The sequence below is a fragment of the Paenibacillus rhizosphaerae genome (genome assembly GCF_014192015.1).
In the GTDB taxonomy this organism is placed as follows: Bacteria; Bacillota; Bacilli; order Paenibacillales; family Paenibacillaceae; genus Paenibacillus_AQ; species Paenibacillus_AQ rhizosphaerae.
The window spans coordinates 208,681-224,933 of the sequence record NZ_JACHXJ010000004.1; the positions used below are offsets into that span (position 1 = coordinate 208,681).

A 16,253-nucleotide genomic window follows, 5' to 3' on the forward strand; every position below is an offset into this window, starting at 1 on the left:
ACGGGAGACAGGCGCAAGGCAGGTTGCGCACTCCCGGTAATCACGATATAATGTACCTGATGCAGTTACAGTTGGTTGATCCGAGTGACTGCTTTTCTTTTGACTCTTACTGTGATGGAAATAGTATCAGTTTACCTATCAAAGAACATCACCCCAAAAGGAGAGGTTTGCATATGAAAATCGAAGTTTGGTCGGACTTTGCCTGCCCGTTCTGCTATATCGGCAAGCGCCGGTTCGAGGCGGCTCTTGAGCCGTTCGCGCACAAGGATGAGGTTGAGGTCGTGTTCCGCAGCTTCGAGCTGGACCCGGGCGCACCGAAAGACAACGACAAGGACATTCACAGCATTCTGGCCTCCAAGTACGGCATGAGCTGGGAGCAGGCCAAGGCGGCCAACGACAACATGACCGAGCAGGCCAAGACGGTAGGGCTCACGTACAATTTTGATACGCTGGTTCCGACCAACACGTTTGACGCGCATCGTCTGACGCAGTGGGCCGGGGAGTTCGGCAAGCGGTACGAAATGACGGAGCGGCTGTTCAAGGCGTACTTCACCGATTCCGAACATTTGGGAGACCGTGCGGTATTGGCGCGCTTGGCCGGCGAAATCGGGCTGGACGCCTCTGCGGCAGCCTCCATGCTGGAGAGCGATGCTTACACGGCCGATGTCCGCAAGGACGAGGGAGATGCGGGCCGGCTCGGCGTCAACGGCGTGCCGTTCTTCGTCATCAACCAGAAATATGGCATTTCCGGCGCGCAGCCGACCCAGGTGTTTGCCGAAGCGCTGGACAGCATCTGGCAAGAGGAGCATCCGCTGACGCTGCTGGGGAACAGTGCTGACGGGGATGACCTCTCCTGCACGGACGGTTCCTGCCAGGTGCCGACGGATAAAAAGGCGTAAACGCTGCGCTTGCCTGCAAGGCGCCTGAAATTGAATAAAGGCTGTTAGAAGAAGAAAGGCTGCCTACAACCGGGCTTGCGAGCAATCCGGGAGGCAGCCTTTTTGGCTGTTATTTTATTAAGGATTTTATGAAGATGCGGCTCGACCGGTTAATAGACCGTTTTGGTCAGCTGCTTGAACAGCTGGAAGCCGATCTCGTCCACATGCCGTTTCTGGGGCCTCATCATGGACAGCATTTTCATCGCAAAGCTGCCGTTGTTGGACAGCACGACGACCGCTGTGTTTTTTTCCATGTGAAAGCCCAGGAAGCTGCTCGAGCCGTACGTTCCGCCGTTATGCCAGTGAATCCGGTCGTGGTAGATGCCGGTTTTGACCATCCATCCGAGGCTGACGTCCTCGCCGCGGCGCACCCGGTGACGGGGCTTCTGACCGTCGCGAAGCGCGGCTGTGATCGGGGCCGAGCCCATACCGACGTTCGCTTTCGCGAATTGGAGCAGGTCCCGCGCCGTGGAACGCAAGCCTCCCGCGCCGGCGAGAACGCCCAGATCCCAGTGGGGAACCGGCTTGCCGTTGGCCGTATACACAGGGAGGAGACGGGACTGCTGTTCTTCATTCAGTTCAAAGAGCGTGTCCTCCATAAATAACGGCCCGCAAATCTCTTCCCGCATGAGCTGTTCCAGACTCCGGCCGGTGCAGCGGCTCAAGATGAGCCCGAGCAGGCCTACGCCGAGATTGGAATACTCGAAGCTTCCGCCCGATGAGGGTTTGGTTTTCAGCAGGTCCTGCAGCAGATGCTGCTCGGTGTAGTTTTGGTACGGATTCAGTTTGTCGGTCACGGTCTGCTTCAGACCGGCCGGCAGCCGCGGGAGTCCAGAAGTATGCGTGGCGAGCTGTTCCAGCGTGATGGCGCTGACTTTGGCGTTAGAGGCGATTTCAGGTATGTATTGGCCTACGGTATCCCTCAGCTGCAGTTTGCCCTGACGCTGCAGGATACACAGAAGTGAGGTCGTAAAAACTTTCGTTACGGATGCGATTTCATAGATGGCTGATGCGTAATCGAAGCCCGGAGGCTGTCCCCAGCCGGTGTAAAAATGGTCCCCGTTCTCCAGAATGCCGATGGTGACGCTTAGCGGGTTTCTTTCCCCGTAATGCTCCTGCACCAGGTAATTGGCTTCTTCAATGATTTCATGGTCAGGAATGATCATGCTTTTGGCACCTCCTATCTATATTAGACGCCCTGACCCCCGAACAGGTTTCGCTAGCAGGTTTACCAATTAGAGGATTACCCTTTTTTAGCGTGCGTGACGCGCAGAATTGTAGAATGAAACGGCGGTTTTTATCGAAAAAAATGCAGAAAATCTCCAAAAAACTAACATTCTTGGCTGGACAGACCGATATGGGAGGTAGGGTCTTTTTTTGTTTCTACTCAAAATAAGGGAATTGGAGGGAATTTACATTGCGAATCAGATTAAAAAGGGTACTGGTCATGTCCCTGGTTATGGTGCTGTGCATGGCCTATGCCGGAACGACCTGGGCCGCTACAGCGGATCTGACCAAGCTGGTTTTGTCCAAAAATGAGCTTACCCTTGAAATCGGCGATACGGCAAAAGTGACCGCGACGGGTGTATATTCGGATAATTCAACGGCAGATTTGACGGTAAAGGCGAGCTGGAGCGGCTCGAACAACGTAGTTGCCACCATATATAATGGTACCGTAACCGCGAAGAGCGAAGGTACGACAACGGTAACAGCCGTATTCGGAGACGTATCCGAATCGGTAACGGTGACCGTAACGAAGAAGGTCAAGGCGCTTACGAAAGATGTGCAGAGCCTGGACCTGAAGCTGGGGGACAAGCCCCAGATCAAGCTGACCGCAACCTATACGGACAATAACACAGAGGAAGTTTCCGGCAAAGCGGACTGGTCGACGGATAACGCCAGCGTGGCGACAGTGGTGAACGGAACGGTGACCCCGGTGGGTCCGGGTACAGCGACGCTGACGGCGGTTTACGGCAAGCAGACCGTAACGATTCCGGTAAGCGTGGAAGTGGTGAAGCGGCTGGATGCGGACCCTGCGCAGGTGTCCATGCTGCTGAGCGAGAAGACGCCGGTTCCGGTGACGCTGAAAGCGACCTATCCGGACGGCACGACCAAGGATAACGTTGCGGCAGACGCCGAGTGGACGTCGAGCAACGAAGGCGTGGCAGACGTCATCAAGGGGCAGATTACCCCTTATGGGCCGGGAACCGCGACGATTACGGCAAAATACGGCACGAAAACGGCAACGATCCAGGTCGATGTCGACAAGACGATCCGCCTGAAGGCGGACAAGCAGGATATGTTCCTCCATGCAGGAGATACCACCACGCAGCCGATCAAGGTTGAAGCGGTGTATCCGGACAAGGATCCGGTAGACATTACGGGAGATGCCGTATGGTCTTCCAGCGACGAGAAGGTCGCTTATGTGAACAAAGGCGTCATTACGGCCATCGCGCCGGGCGCAGCCATCATTACCGCCAAATACGGGGACAAGAGCGTGGCCATGAATGTCGACGTTGACGTACCCCGCCACCTCGATCTGGTCGAGAAGGTCGCGCTGAGCTTGACGGGAGATAAGACGAAACAGCTGGACTTGATCGCTACCTATGCGAACGGGGAAACCGAGAAGGTAGAGAGCAAAGCGGTATGGAAATCCAGCAATGAGGACGTCGTTTATGTCAGCGGCGGGAATCTGACGGCTTTCAAAAAAGGGGAATCCCAAGTCAGCGCAACCTACGGCGGTGTCACGGTATCGACATCCGTAGCGGTCGACATGCCGCTCAGCATCTCGCTGCCGGTAAAAAAGCTGTCCCTGAAAGTGGACGCCACCTACCAGGCGAGCATCGTGCTGGATTACGGTGCGGACCGTGCGGCCGAGACGATCTCGTCCAAGGACAAAGTGGAATGGAGCACAAGCAAAAAGGATATTGCCGACATCGATGAAAATGGACTCATCACCGGCGTGGCGACAGGAACCGCGACGATTACGGCCAAATACGAAGGCAAATCCTACACGATGACCGTGGAAGTTGGACTGGTCAGCGACCTGAAAGCGTCGGAGACGCTCGTGATCATGTCCGCCGGCGACAAGAAGCAGCTGACGTTGACTGCGAAGGATGCCACGGGTACAGTGGTGGACGTGACCAAGGAAGCATCCTGGAAGTCCAGCAGCTCTACGGTTGCCGGAGTAGACAATAACGGTCTGGTATCCGGTCTGAAGAGCGGGAAAGCCAACATTACCGCCGAGTACGGCGGACAAAAAGTAACGATCCCGGTGGAAGTTGACGTCATCTCCGCCATTGAGGCGAGCGAAACTGCGGTATCGTTGAAGACGGCAGGCAAAGCCAAGGATAAAACAGCCACCGTTAAACTGGAAGTGACGTTCAGCGACGGCAGCACCAAGGATGTGACGTCCAAGGCGGAATGGAAAACCGGAAACTACAAGGTGGCAGCGGTTAACGACGGAGTCATTACGGCCGCCGCCTATGGCAAAACGACCGTGACGGCCAAGTACGCCAACAAGACGGTTCGGATTCCGGTCGAAGTGGATACGCTGAAATATTTGCAGACCGACAAGGTAAGCGTGACGCTGCACGTCGGCGACAAGCTGACACTGGCGGCCACGGCGACCTACATGGATGGAACGGATGTGGACGTCTCCAAGCCGGCCCTTTGGAAGTCATCCAAAATTTTGACGGCCACGGTGAAGGACGGCCAGATCACGGCTCACGGCAAAGGCAAGGCGACGATCACGGTCAGCTTCGGCGGCAAATCGACCAAGGTGGTTGTGACGGTACAATAGAACATAAGCGGATAAAAGCGATCCGAATATTAAGAATCACCCACGGTCCATGTGATCAAGGGTGATTCTTTTTTGCCCGCGCAAGTAGGGGGTTTTTCCTTCTGCAGTCAGCGCAGTATCTCGAAAGAAACATTGTGAGGCGTCTGTTCCCGTTCGAGCTCGTATTAAGGGTCATGCCGCAGGGAGCCATGGCAAAGGGGAAGCGGGCGATCAGTGCGACAGATGCTCGGCCAGATAGCGGCCTGTATAAGAGGCCTGAACTGCCGCGACCTCTTCCGGTGTACCCTGCGCGATCAATTGCCCTCCGGCATCGCCGCCTTCGGGGCCGAAATCGGCGATCCAGTCGGACGCGGCCATCAGTTCGAGATGGTGCTCGATCACGATGACCGTGTTGCCGGCATCCACGAGCCGGTTTAACAGACTGCACAGATGCCGGACATCACTGGGATGAAGCCCGGTCGTGGGTTCATCCAGCAAGTACAAGGTATGCCCCCTGCTTTTTTTGCCGAGCTCCTTCGCCAGCTTGATCCGCTGGGCTTCTCCGCCCGACAGCGTCGTCGTGGGCTGTCCCAGCTGCAGGTAGCCAAGCCCGACTTCACTAAGCAGGTTCAGCATATCGGCAATGACCGGCTCCTCGAAGAGGGCGGCATTCTCCAGGACGGTCTGGTTCAGGATGTCCGAAATGCTGAAGCCCTTGTATTTTACGGCCAGCACAACCTCTGTGAACCGTTTTCCTAGGCATACGGGGCAGCGCACCTCGACATCCGGCAGAAAGTGCATATCGAGCTGCAGGGTGCCCATGCCGCGGCATTTCTCGCACCGGCCACCCGGCGTATTAAAAGAAAAATGCTTGGGACTTAGCCGTTGTTTGCGAGCCTCGGGCAGATCCGCGAATAAGCTGCGGATTGGGGTAAACAGGTCGGTGTAGGTCGCGATATTGGATCGCGAAATTTTTCCGATCGGGGCTTGGTCGACGGCAATGACCTTGTCGATAAGCTCCAGACCGGTGATGCGTTCGTAGTTGCCCGGCATATCGCCGGACAAACGAAGATGGGATTTTGCCGCAGGTTCAAGGATGTCGAAGAGAAGGGTGGATTTGCCCGAACCCGAGACCCCTGTCACCGTGATCAGGCATCCCAGCGGAAAGCTGACGGTCAACCGCTTCAAGTTATGGGCGGAAGCCTGCTCGATCGTGAGCTTGCTTCCGCTGCCCGCTCTCCGCGTAACCGGAAGGCCGGTAATGTCCATCTCCCGTAAATACCGACCGGTAGCGGAATCGGGGATCGCTTTCAACTGTTCGATCGTTCCGGTGCCGACGACGGTTCCGCCCTCTTTTCCGGAGCCGGGCCCAATCTCAATTAGGTGGTCCGCCGCCTTCATCACATCGGTGTCATGTTCGATGGCCAGCACGGTATTTCCCAAATCGCGAAGCCGCTTCAGCACGCGGATCAGCTTGTGGGTATCCCGCGGATGGAGTCCGGCCGTGGGCTCGTCCAGCACATATAGAACCCCGGTGAGACCCGAACCGAGCAGCGAAGCGAGCCGCAGCCGCTGGGCTTCCCCGCCGGATAACGTGCTCGCCTTCCGGTCCAGCGACAGATATTCGAGCCCGACGTCGATCAGCCGCTGGATGCGGTCCGCCAACCCATTGAAGACGGGCTCCCATACGGCCAGGCTTTCGCCTGTCAGCTGCTGCTCCAGCTGCTTAAGCCAGGCATAGAGCGGAAGGAGGGTGAATGAAGCCGCCTCAATGATGGTCGTTCCCTGAATGGTAACGAGCCGGCCTTCCCTCCCCAATCGTGATCCCCGGCAATCGGGGCAGGTCTGCATCATAAAATACCGGTCCCCCTTTTTAGAGCCCGCTCCTTCCGGATCCCCGTCATGTTCCCGGTATTTGCGAAGCAGCTGGGTGACCAGGCCCTCAAAATTGCCCTTGGCTACGGATTTGGGAGGCTTGACGCCGGGGTAGTACCGCTGGAACTGCTCACTGGCTGCGCCATAAAGCAGCATGTCGCGCGCGATCGGGTCATAATTACGAATGGGCAGGTGCGGTTCGTAGGGAAAGCCGTAATGTTTAGATGCCGCCAGCAGCACGTCCGCATAGTATTCGCGAACCCAGCCGTCCCAGAGCGTGACGCCTCCTTCCAAGATGCTGTGGTCTTCCTGCAAAAGCTGATCCATGGCGATATCGGTCACGATGCCAATTCCCGTGCAGGTCGCGCAAGCTCCTTCAGGCTTGTTGAAGGAGAAGTGGGCCATCGTCAGCTTCGGGATCGAGGCATGGCAGTGTGGGCAGGGCATATGCTTAGGCTCCTCTGCAGCGTCTTCCGATGGTTCAAGAACTTCATCGGATGCTGCTGAGGTATCTTCGAAAACGGGGTGAATGTTTTGACTGCAAGCAGGGCATACCCGCACCCCGAGCTTGGCGTACAGCACACGCAGGTACGTATAGATTTCTGTAACGGTCCCGACGGTGGACCGGGGGTTTCTGTTGGTCACATGCTGGCTGACGCTGATAGAGGGGGAAAGGCCGCGAATGGAATCCACCCGCGGTTTGCTGATGAAGTCCGTCACCATCCCCATGGACTCCATATACTGCCTTTGGCATTCCTTTTGCAGCGTATCCATTGCGAGCGACGATTTGCCCGAACCGGACAAGCCCGTCAGTACGACCAGCTTGCGTTTGGGAATGCGGAGCGAAATGTTCTTCAGGTTATGCTCCCGCGCCCCTTCGATTTCGATATAGTCATCCACGAATCCATCCCTCTCTTTCGTTTGCGATAGGGTATCTTAGTCGTCTTTAGAATAGTTCTTATATACGACAAAAGATGACGTAATTGAGGGATGTCATAACAAAAAGGCCGCCGCTGAAGCGGTGGCCTATTCATGTTCACGAACGATTTTAAGAACGATTCACGAACGGTTCGTACACGATATTCTTTTAGAATTGGTCTGAAGGCCAGATTTCGTCTTGATCGGACATCGGGTAAAGCCATAGCGTATCTGCCTGCAGGAATAGCTGTCCTCGCAGGGCTAACCCTTATTGGAAGCAACCGAACCTCCCGAATCTACTCCAACCGTTCCACGTCTACGACCGGTACGCTCACAGGCTCGACGGTCTGATCGCCGTCCGGGTACATCTCCTCGGACTCGTTATAGGTCCCGATGACGGTCACGCTGCCCTCGGTGAATTGGAAATTGCCCCTCAGTTTGATATACGACCCTTCCATTTCCGCGAGCCCTTCGCCTTGGCCGCTTTGGACGACATAGATGGTAAAGCGGACCTTCTCTCCCGGATGCAACGGCAGATCGGTCGCTACGATATCCGTATAGTCCTGCTGGAAGCCCGTAAATTCATAGGCATCGCCGCGCCGCTCGTATACCGCCTCCGGCGCCGTGCTGCCGGCAGTGTTCGTCCCGCCGGTCAAGCCGCCTCCGCCGACCTCCGGATTCGTCACCAGGAGCGACTTGTCCGATTGAACGCTATAGCCGTCCGCGCTGAATTGGAACAGCTGGACCATGCCGTTCTCCCGGACCTCATAAGCGGCATACAGCGCCTTCCGGGTCGAAGAGTCCGCCTCGACGAGAATGACCGGCGTGGCGCCCGTGCTGAGCGACGGTTCGATGGAGACTTTCCGGATGGCGGCTCCCTGCGGGAAATCATGGCTGCTGTAACCCTGCACCGTCTCATCGCCGTTCATCCGGGCGAAGTAGACGGTGTTATTGCCATCCGCCCCGATGGCATAGGCTTTGCCGCCGAAGCGCTCCGCTCCTCCGCTGACGAAGTCGTAGGAGGGGGAGGGATCGGCGCTCTGCAGCAGGCGGACCGGATCGTGAACCGTCCAGGCCAGCTGGGCCGCCTTGATCTTGTCTTCCGTATCCTCGTAGCCGGATAAGGCCTGGTAGATCGCGATTGCCTCTTCATACTTATGGTTCTTCACTTTGCGGTCGGCGCTCTTCAGCCAGGTGCCGATTTGCCGGGTGATGTAATCCTGGACAGCCGACTTCTTTATGCCGGCGCCAGCCATATATTCGGCGTATATCTTGGCGTGGGCGGCAAAGTTGGCCGCCTGGTCTCCCTGTACGTCCTTTGTAAGCAGGGTACGGGTGAGGGAATCGGCTTTCTCTTTTACCCAATTCGCCTTAAAGCTGCGGCTGGTGTATTCGGTCATCATGGACATCGACCAGTCCAGCATGTCCTGATACTGCCCGGCACCCGCCATACGGGTCATCAGGGCCTCGTCATACGATTGGAATTTTCCGCTTAACTGCTTGCTTTTGGCTCCCGCGCCGCCATAAAATTCCGCCGGAATGGCCAGCAGATTCCATTTAAAGGCGTTGTCGTTAACCTGTCCCTGGGCCAATTGATCCTTCGCCCGTTGGTAAAAGAGGGACTGGAACTGCTTGAAATCCTTGGTCAGATCCTCCGAAATCCCGTACATGGCGGAGATCTTCGGATAGTAGGAGGCCAGCGGCTGGCTGGCTGCCATATATTTTTTCTTGGCGGCAACCAAGTCGGCGTACACATTCATGAGCCCGGCAAAATCCCGGTTTCCGGCCGCAGTCTCCGCGCGGCGATCCAGGCGGGACAGCGACTGCTTCATGGAGGTGATCGGCTCAAGCTCTTTCAGGCGGGAGGCGATCAAATCCTCCTTATAGCGTATGGACCGGTTTGCGGCGGCTTTTTGATACCATTCCTCCGCGCTGATCAGATCTTTCCGGTCGTAGTATTGATCCGCTTGTGCGACCCAATCGATCTTCCGGTTTATGTCATAGCCCTTGACTCCGATCAGGACCACAACCGCGGCGCAGAGCAAAATATACAAATTGCGCAGGGTTAGCGCGTTTTTCATCGTCATATCTTTATGGCCTCTTTATTCCCATTTTTGAAAATCCGGGTCCCAGCGGTATTTTTCATTATAAATGGCGGATACCTCGTCGCGGAGACCGTCCCAGGACTGGTTCGGATGGCGCCGCACGATCTGGTACAGCCGCAAAAACCGTTCCCGCGGCAGGCCGCGCGCGTAGCGCCGGATGAAGTCAGGATACATGTCCACGTACTTCTTCATCCGCACAGCGGCGCCGGCCGCCGCCGTCATAATGCTGGCACCCTGCTTCATTTGCAGGATGTAACGCTCGTGAATGAGCAGATAACGAATGGCGCTGGCTTTGATCAGCTCGCGTTTGACCTTGGCGATTTCGCCGATATAAGCGGCCAGATCGGAATCGAAATCCTCGATCAGCAGCGGCTCCAGCTCGAGATCCATGTCTTTGCGCAGCACGAACGACTGAAGCAGCACGATTTGCTGCAGCCGGATCCGGTCGTTATGCACGATCGTGCCAATCTCCCGCAGAATCTCGTAACCGATCTGTTCGTCATCCTTCATGGCGGCCGAGGCGGTGGACAGATTCAAATAGATGCCTTCCAGGATCAGGCGCTGGCTGCCGTGGAGCAGCTTGTCCAGCTGGCGGCGGGTCTCGGACGGCAGCATGCGCCGTTGAAGCAGCCACAGCAGGACTGTCAGCAGGATGCCCCCGCCCAGGCAGACGGCGATCTGCAGGAACGTCTGGCTCAGCAGCACCGCCATCAGTGTGAGCAGAAGGGCGGCAAGCCTTTCGGTCTGCATTGACTGCTTGGCGTTTCTCTCTGCCTGGTCCATGACCGGGATCAGCGCGTGCCGGCCGCAGTTGGCGCACGTGTCTTCCCACAGGATGGTAAAATGATGGCAATGTTTGCAAACTCTTAACTTTTGATAGGCATATCTCGTTCTATAATAAGGGCGCAGACGTACCGGCTTCTTCTTAACCATGGCGGTCTCCCGGATTGGCGATGGTGAGCAGCGTTTCGTCCAGCTCTTCCGGCAGCGGCGCGGTCTTCTGGCGTCTGAAATAATTGACGGATTTGATCAAAACAAAAAGAAACAAAACGGCGAGACATCCGTAAGCAATCATATCGATATTCCTTTCTATCGGATGGATAATTATGCAAGCTGATAGTTAGGTCCTAATGCCTACAACCCGCGGATCTCCTGTAAACATTGAACTTTGGCAGGTATAATTATATCATAATGTTATAGATTGGGATATTTTAGCGCCTGTCATGGAAGTTTCTACTGAATATGGAATGAAACTAGAAACGGTGCTTCACGTTTTTTTATCGTTTCTTAAGGAATATTTAAGACTTTTTGCCTAGAGTTAATAGTGGCATTCTTGCGGCTAGGAAAGGTCGAATTTTGCGGAATACTGACCTCGAATATTTGGAAACCGAAGACTAACGTTGTGAAGGAGAAACCCTATGCATTTAAAAAATAAATGGACGCTGTGCCTGCTGGCCGGGGTGCTGCTGCTCGTGTCATGGTGCGGCTTCCTGCCGCCGGTATCGGCTGCGGGGCAGCCGTCCTCCCAGATTGACGCCGTGCTGGTGATGGATGCGAGCAATTCGATGAAGGCGAGCGATCCGAACCGGATCAGCGGCGAGGCGATGAAGATGTTCATCGACATGCTGTCCGCTCAGGGGGATAAGGTCGGAATTGTCTCTTACACGGACAAAATCCAGCGGGAGAAGGCGCTGCTTGAGATCCAGTCCGCAGCGGACAAGGAAGATTTGAAGCAGTTCATTGACCAGCTTGACCGCGGCGCCTACACCGACATTTCGGTCGGCGTGGATGAAGCCGTGAAGGTGCTGAAGCAGGGCATGGACAAGAGCCACGAGCCGATGATCGTCGTCCTGGCGGACGGCAACAACGAGCTCGATCCCAAATCGGGCAAGACGAAGCAGCAGGCCGACCAGCAGCTGGACGCTGCCGTGCAGGAAGCGAAGCAGGCAGGCATCCCGATCTACACGATCGGGCTGAATGCCGACGGCAAGCTGAACAAGGCCGCCCTGGCGGATCTGGCCAGCAAGACCGGGGCCAAGTCCTTTTCCACCAGCTCGGCGGACGATCTGCCGCAAATCTTGAGCGAAATTTTCGCCAGCCATCAGAAGCTGAAGATCGTTCCGGTGCAGTCGATCACCGCGAACGGCAGCTATCAGGAAGTGACCATCAGCGTTCCGAATGCGAACGTGCTGGAAGCGAACATTTCGATGATGTCCGGAAGCCCGGTCGACGTGAAATTGACCGACCCTGCCGGGAAGGCTCAAACCATTCCTTCGGCGAACGTGCTGAGCTCCAAATCGAAGACGTACTCGCTGGTCAAGCTGCTGAAGCCGAAGCAGGGCGACTGGAAGCTTCAGGTGAAGGGCGTTCCGAAGGACAAAATCGACATCAATCTCGTCTTTAACTATGATTTGGACCTGACGATGGATCCGCTGCCGTCCAAATCGGTGAAGCCGGGTGACACGATAGAGATCAAGTCGTATCTGGTCAGCAGCGGCCAGAAGCTTCAGGACCAGGCGCTGTACGGCAGCATGGCGGCCAAGCTTCTGGTGAAGGACCTGGATACGGGCAAGACCGAGGAAGTTAAGCTGACAAATCAAGGGGATCATTTCGAAGGCTCTTATGAAATTCCCGCCAAGCACCAGTATGAACTGAGGGTGCGTGCGGAGGACCAGAGCTTCTACCGCGAATCCCAACCCGTGACCGTCAGCGCAAAGGCGGCGGCATCAGGCTCGGGCACCGGTACGGCTCCCGCAGGAGCATCCAAGGATAAACCGTTCCCTACCATGCTCGTCGTGATCGGGATCATTGCACTTCTGATCATTGCGGCCGCGGCGTATTTCATTTTAAATGCCGTGAAGAAGGCGAACCGGGGTTTTGTCGGGCAGATGGTTATCGAGATCCGCGACGAGAATACCGGGGAAAAGACGTATCCGCAATATAAGAAGCTGACCTCATTCCGGGGCAAATTCAACCTGCACCAGCTGCTGCAGCTGGCGCCGGAACTGAAAGAAACCGACAAGATCATGTTTACGCCGGGCAAGAACGACCGCCTGGTGCTGAAGAATGCTTCGCCTTGCACGATCGAGCGTTCCGGCCGCGTGCTGGATGCTTCCGCCGGCGTGGAGCTGAAGAGCGGAGACCGCCTGAGCGTATCTCTGCAGCAGATTGACAAAACCATACAATTTGAATATTTGGTGTAACAGGTTATTCATATCCGTGCACCTTTTCCAGGAGGGGAACCTATGAAACCGGTCGTTAGAGAACATATACAGCAGCTGGACGTGTCGCTGGGCGGCGGCATCGTCAGCGAAAAAATCCGGGTCGACACGATTGACAACCCGATTCTGATCATCGGCCTCGGCGGCACCGGCATCGATGCGCTGCTGCGCCTGAAATATCAGATCAACCGGCGCTTTAAGCTGCCCGAAGACCCACTCTCCAAGAAGAAGATGGACAAGCCGGACAACGTTGAGTTTCTGGCTTTTGAAACGAACGAGCAGGATCGGAACAAGCGCTACAAGGGCGTGGGGCTTGATCCGATCAACGAATTCGTGCTGCTGTCGAACGCCGAAATCGGCGGACTGCTGCAGAACCGCAGCATTTTGGAGCCGTACATTACGGACTGGCTGTCGCCCGAGCTCAGCATCACCGACGGCATGAACGGAGCGGCTGGCGTCCGCCAGGCGGGACGATTGCTGCTCTTTACGAAGATCAACCAGGTCGTGCAGGCCATCGACAAGAAGATCAAGACGCTGTCCGTAGGCACCAACAAAAAGCTGATGGTGTTCCTGCTGACCGGCCTCTCCGGCGGTACCGGAAGCGGCTGCTTCCTGGACATCGCCTATATCGTCCGCGGCATTATCGAGCGCGACCATGGCTCCGCCGGGATCGACCGGGTCAACACGCTCGGTTATCTGTTCACGCCGGATATCAACCTGGCAAACAAGAGCCTTAGCGAACATACGCGTGAGTACATCAAGAAGAACGGCTATGCGGCGCTCAAAGAGCTCGATTACTGGATGAACGTGGATGCGCGCGGGGAGCGGTTCAAGCAGCAGTACGGCAACATTTTGACCGTCAACTCGCCATTGCCGCCGTTTAATCTGTGCCATCTCATTTCGGCAACCAACACGGAAGGCAAACTGCTGGAAAATGCCTATGATTACTGCATGAACGTGACTGCCGAGAACATTACGAACTTCATGGCCAGCGAGGAGAAGCAGTCCGGCGAAGAGTTCGCCATTCACGACTACATCAGCAACATCCGCACGAACATTGCCCAAATGAACAAGGCGTATCCGGCCAACTACGATTACAACATCATCGGCGCCTCGTCGGCCGTGCTTCCGATTGAGGAAATGACGACGTTCCTGGCATACCGCCTGTTCGGCAAAATGGAAACGATGTTCGAAAAAGCGCCGAATCAGGAAGACGTGGAGAAGTTCGCCCGCAAGCTCGGCGTCGATCTCGACACGATGGTGAAGACGTTTGAATCGCGCGTGCCGGAGCCGCTGCCAGGCTACCAGAACAGCGAGCGATTGAGCTACACGAACGTTGTTAAAAATCAGGTCATCAACATGGACACCGAGCTGGAGCAAAATTTCCTGGCGCGGGCCCGTGAGGAATATATCAAGGCGAAGAAGCAGCTGCCGGGCGAAATCGTGGCGCAGTTCAGCGACCAGATCCGCCGCATGTTCCTGCACCCGCAGCAAGGGCCGTTCTACGTGTCTCGACTGATCTACACGGAGAAGGGGTTCAGCCTGCTCAAAATGCTGCTCTCCTATATTGAGACGCTGCGTGAGAACCTGACCCGCATTCCGCGGGACATCGAGGTAGCCCGGGAGCAGGCGGACGAGCGTCTGGGCGATGCAAAGAGCGCCTTCGTATCCAAAGAAAAGAAGAAAAACGTCTACATCGAGGCCAAAACCAACGAATACTGGCTGATGGCGGACGTGGAACGCACCGAGCAGATGATCGAGTTCTACGAGGATCTGTACGATTTGCTGAACAAGGAAAATAACCGCATTTATAACGTATATACCGAAATTTTGAACGCGTTGAACTCCATTTTCGCCAAAAACGGAGACATTCTCCTGAACGGTGAGGAGCAGCAGGATCACAAGGGCAACAAAACCTACTACTGGAATCTGGTCAGCGTGCCCGACATCTCGAAGGTCATTAACCGCATGATGGAGCAGAAGGACGTGGACGACCTGATCCGTGACTTTGCGCAGGAGCTGCTGGACCATTCGAACCGCTGGATTCGGGAGCAGGAGATCGACGTGGTCAGCTCCATATCGGAATTCCTGACCGACAAGTTTGGCGACCTTATCACCCGTTCGATGGAAGACTTCCTGATCATGAAGTTTGGCCAGGAGGAGTCGATCGAGAAGTTCGTAGAGCGGAACATTGCCAGCAAGCTGGACGAAGAGGCTGTGCCGGTCTTCCACTTGAGCAACAGCGCAGGCAATCTATACTTCCCGTCGTGGGGTTTTGTCTCCGTGCCGGTGCAGGCGCCGAGCATCCTGAAGGGGATCCGCAATTACCAGAACAACTCGGTGGGCAAGTCGCATTTTACCGTCAAAGAGAGTGAAGTGAAGAACCGGATCTTCTGGCTGAACACGAAAAACGGCGTGCCGCTGTTCGTCTATACGCCGCTTAAGGTGTACGAGGAGAGCTACGAGCGCACGATTCTGGACAAAGAAGGCATCGGCCGTCACCTGGTGCAGACCGACCGCGTGAACTGGACGTATCTGCCTTCGCCGATTCCGGAAAAATCGTGGGGCGAGACCTACGTCAACCCGCGGGTGCAGAACTATAACGCCCGTGTCCGCACCGAGTTCGACCAGGCGCTGCAGCTGAAGGTGGTTCAGCTGAAGGATGCCGACCAGAACACGAGCAACCGCTACGCGGTGGTGTTTACGAAGCCGTTTGACGTGGCGTCTGCGCTTCGCGCGTACGACATGCAGCTGAATGCCGCCAAGCCGAATCTGGGCGAAGTAAAGCGGGCACTGACCGAGCTGAAGCGTTACTTGAGCGAGGGGCTGGAGCGGGAAGGATCGAAGGATATCTTCGGCTCGATCACTGAGGATCTGGCCAAGGAAAACCTGATCCGTTCGCCAGAACTCATCACCCGGGTGCGGGCCGAATTGGCCAAGTATACCGCCATCGCCGCTAAGGCTGCCGAGCTGGAGGACATCATCAGCCGGCATCAGGATGAGGAGAAATGGCTGGACCAGTTTATCGAAGCGATGTATACCGGCACGATCTGCAAGAAGGGTGCCTTGTACGTCTACGACCGCGACCCGGAAGAAGAGGCGTGGCAGCCGTTCGCCAATCTGATGAAAAGCGTCAATTACGTAGAATACGAAGTGTTCAAGCATTTCCGCGGGCTGGATGAGAAGAGCCGCAGCACCATGCTGCGCAAATCGTCCCGCCGGGATGCCGAGCTGACCGCTTCGGAGGATATTACCCCGCTGCTCACCAAGCTGGAGGAGCTGTCGGCGACCTTCCTGGAAGCCCGCGACCGTCTCGAATACGAGAAGGTGGAGCTGGCGGACGGGGAAGACCGCTACCAGTTCTACAGACAGATCTCTTCCAAGCTGAACGATATCCGCAGAAGGCTGAAGTAAG

Annotated in this window: 9 protein-coding genes; 4 read left to right on the forward strand and 5 right to left on the reverse strand. The window is 56.0% G+C overall.

Features of this window, described 5'->3' with window-relative positions; genetic code table 11:
* The first annotated feature begins 173 nt into the window (after positions 1–173).
* The gene (locus FHS19_RS23115) at positions 174–899 is read left to right on the forward strand and encodes a DsbA family oxidoreductase (protein ID WP_183584170.1); all 726 of its coding nucleotides are present in this window, start codon (positions 174–176) and stop codon (positions 897–899) included.
* A gap of 149 nt (positions 900–1,048) precedes the next feature.
* On the opposite strand, the gene FHS19_RS23120 is transcribed toward FHS19_RS23115, so the two are convergent.
* Positions 1,049–2,104 carry a serine hydrolase domain-containing protein gene (locus FHS19_RS23120; RefSeq protein ID WP_183584171.1) on the reverse strand — a complete coding sequence of 352 codons (1,056 nt, stop codon included), beginning with the start codon at positions 2,102–2,104 and terminating at the stop codon, positions 1,049–1,051.
* Between the two features lie 251 nt (positions 2,105–2,355).
* On the opposite strand from FHS19_RS23120, the gene FHS19_RS23125 reads away from it, so the two are divergent.
* Complete coding sequence (locus FHS19_RS23125; protein WP_246426774.1) at positions 2,356–4,740, forward strand: Ig-like domain-containing protein; 2,385 nt, start codon at positions 2,356–2,358, stop codon at positions 4,738–4,740.
* Between the two features lie 210 nt (positions 4,741–4,950).
* Here FHS19_RS23125 and uvrA read toward each other — a convergent pair whose 3' ends face one another.
* The 4 genes from uvrA to FHS19_RS23145 all read right to left on the reverse strand — a co-directional run bounded on the left by uvrA (position 4,951) and on the right by FHS19_RS23145 (position 10,692).
* Positions 4,951–7,494 (reverse strand): excinuclease ABC subunit UvrA, encoded by a 2,544-nt coding sequence (uvrA, locus tag FHS19_RS23130; RefSeq protein WP_183584172.1) that lies wholly within the window; start codon positions 7,492–7,494, stop codon positions 4,951–4,953.
* 314 nt (positions 7,495–7,808) lie between these two features.
* Positions 7,809–9,599 carry a hypothetical protein gene (locus FHS19_RS23135; RefSeq protein WP_183584173.1) on the reverse strand — a complete coding sequence of 597 codons (1,791 nt, stop codon included), beginning with the start codon at positions 9,597–9,599 and terminating at the stop codon, positions 7,809–7,811.
* Between the two features lie 15 nt (positions 9,600–9,614).
* Positions 9,615–10,550, reverse strand: a complete 936-nt coding sequence (locus tag FHS19_RS23140) for a hypothetical protein (protein WP_183584174.1) — start codon at positions 10,548–10,550, stop codon at positions 9,615–9,617.
* Positions 10,543–10,692 (reverse strand): hypothetical protein, encoded by a 150-nt coding sequence (locus FHS19_RS23145; RefSeq protein ID WP_163880163.1) that lies wholly within the window; start codon positions 10,690–10,692, stop codon positions 10,543–10,545. Before FHS19_RS23145 ends, FHS19_RS23140 begins: the two co-directional genes overlap by 8 nt.
* A 343-nt stretch (positions 10,693–11,035) precedes the next feature.
* Between FHS19_RS23145 and FHS19_RS23150 the strand changes: the two genes are divergently transcribed.
* On the forward strand, positions 11,036–12,820 hold the full coding sequence (locus FHS19_RS23150) for a vWA domain-containing protein (RefSeq protein ID WP_183584175.1): 1,785 nt from the start codon (positions 11,036–11,038) through the stop codon (positions 12,818–12,820).
* A gap of 42 nt (positions 12,821–12,862) precedes the next feature.
* Complete coding sequence (locus tag FHS19_RS23155; protein ID WP_183584176.1) at positions 12,863–16,252, forward strand: tubulin-like doman-containing protein; 3,390 nt, start codon at positions 12,863–12,865, stop codon at positions 16,250–16,252.
* Position 16,253 lies beyond the last annotated feature (1 nt).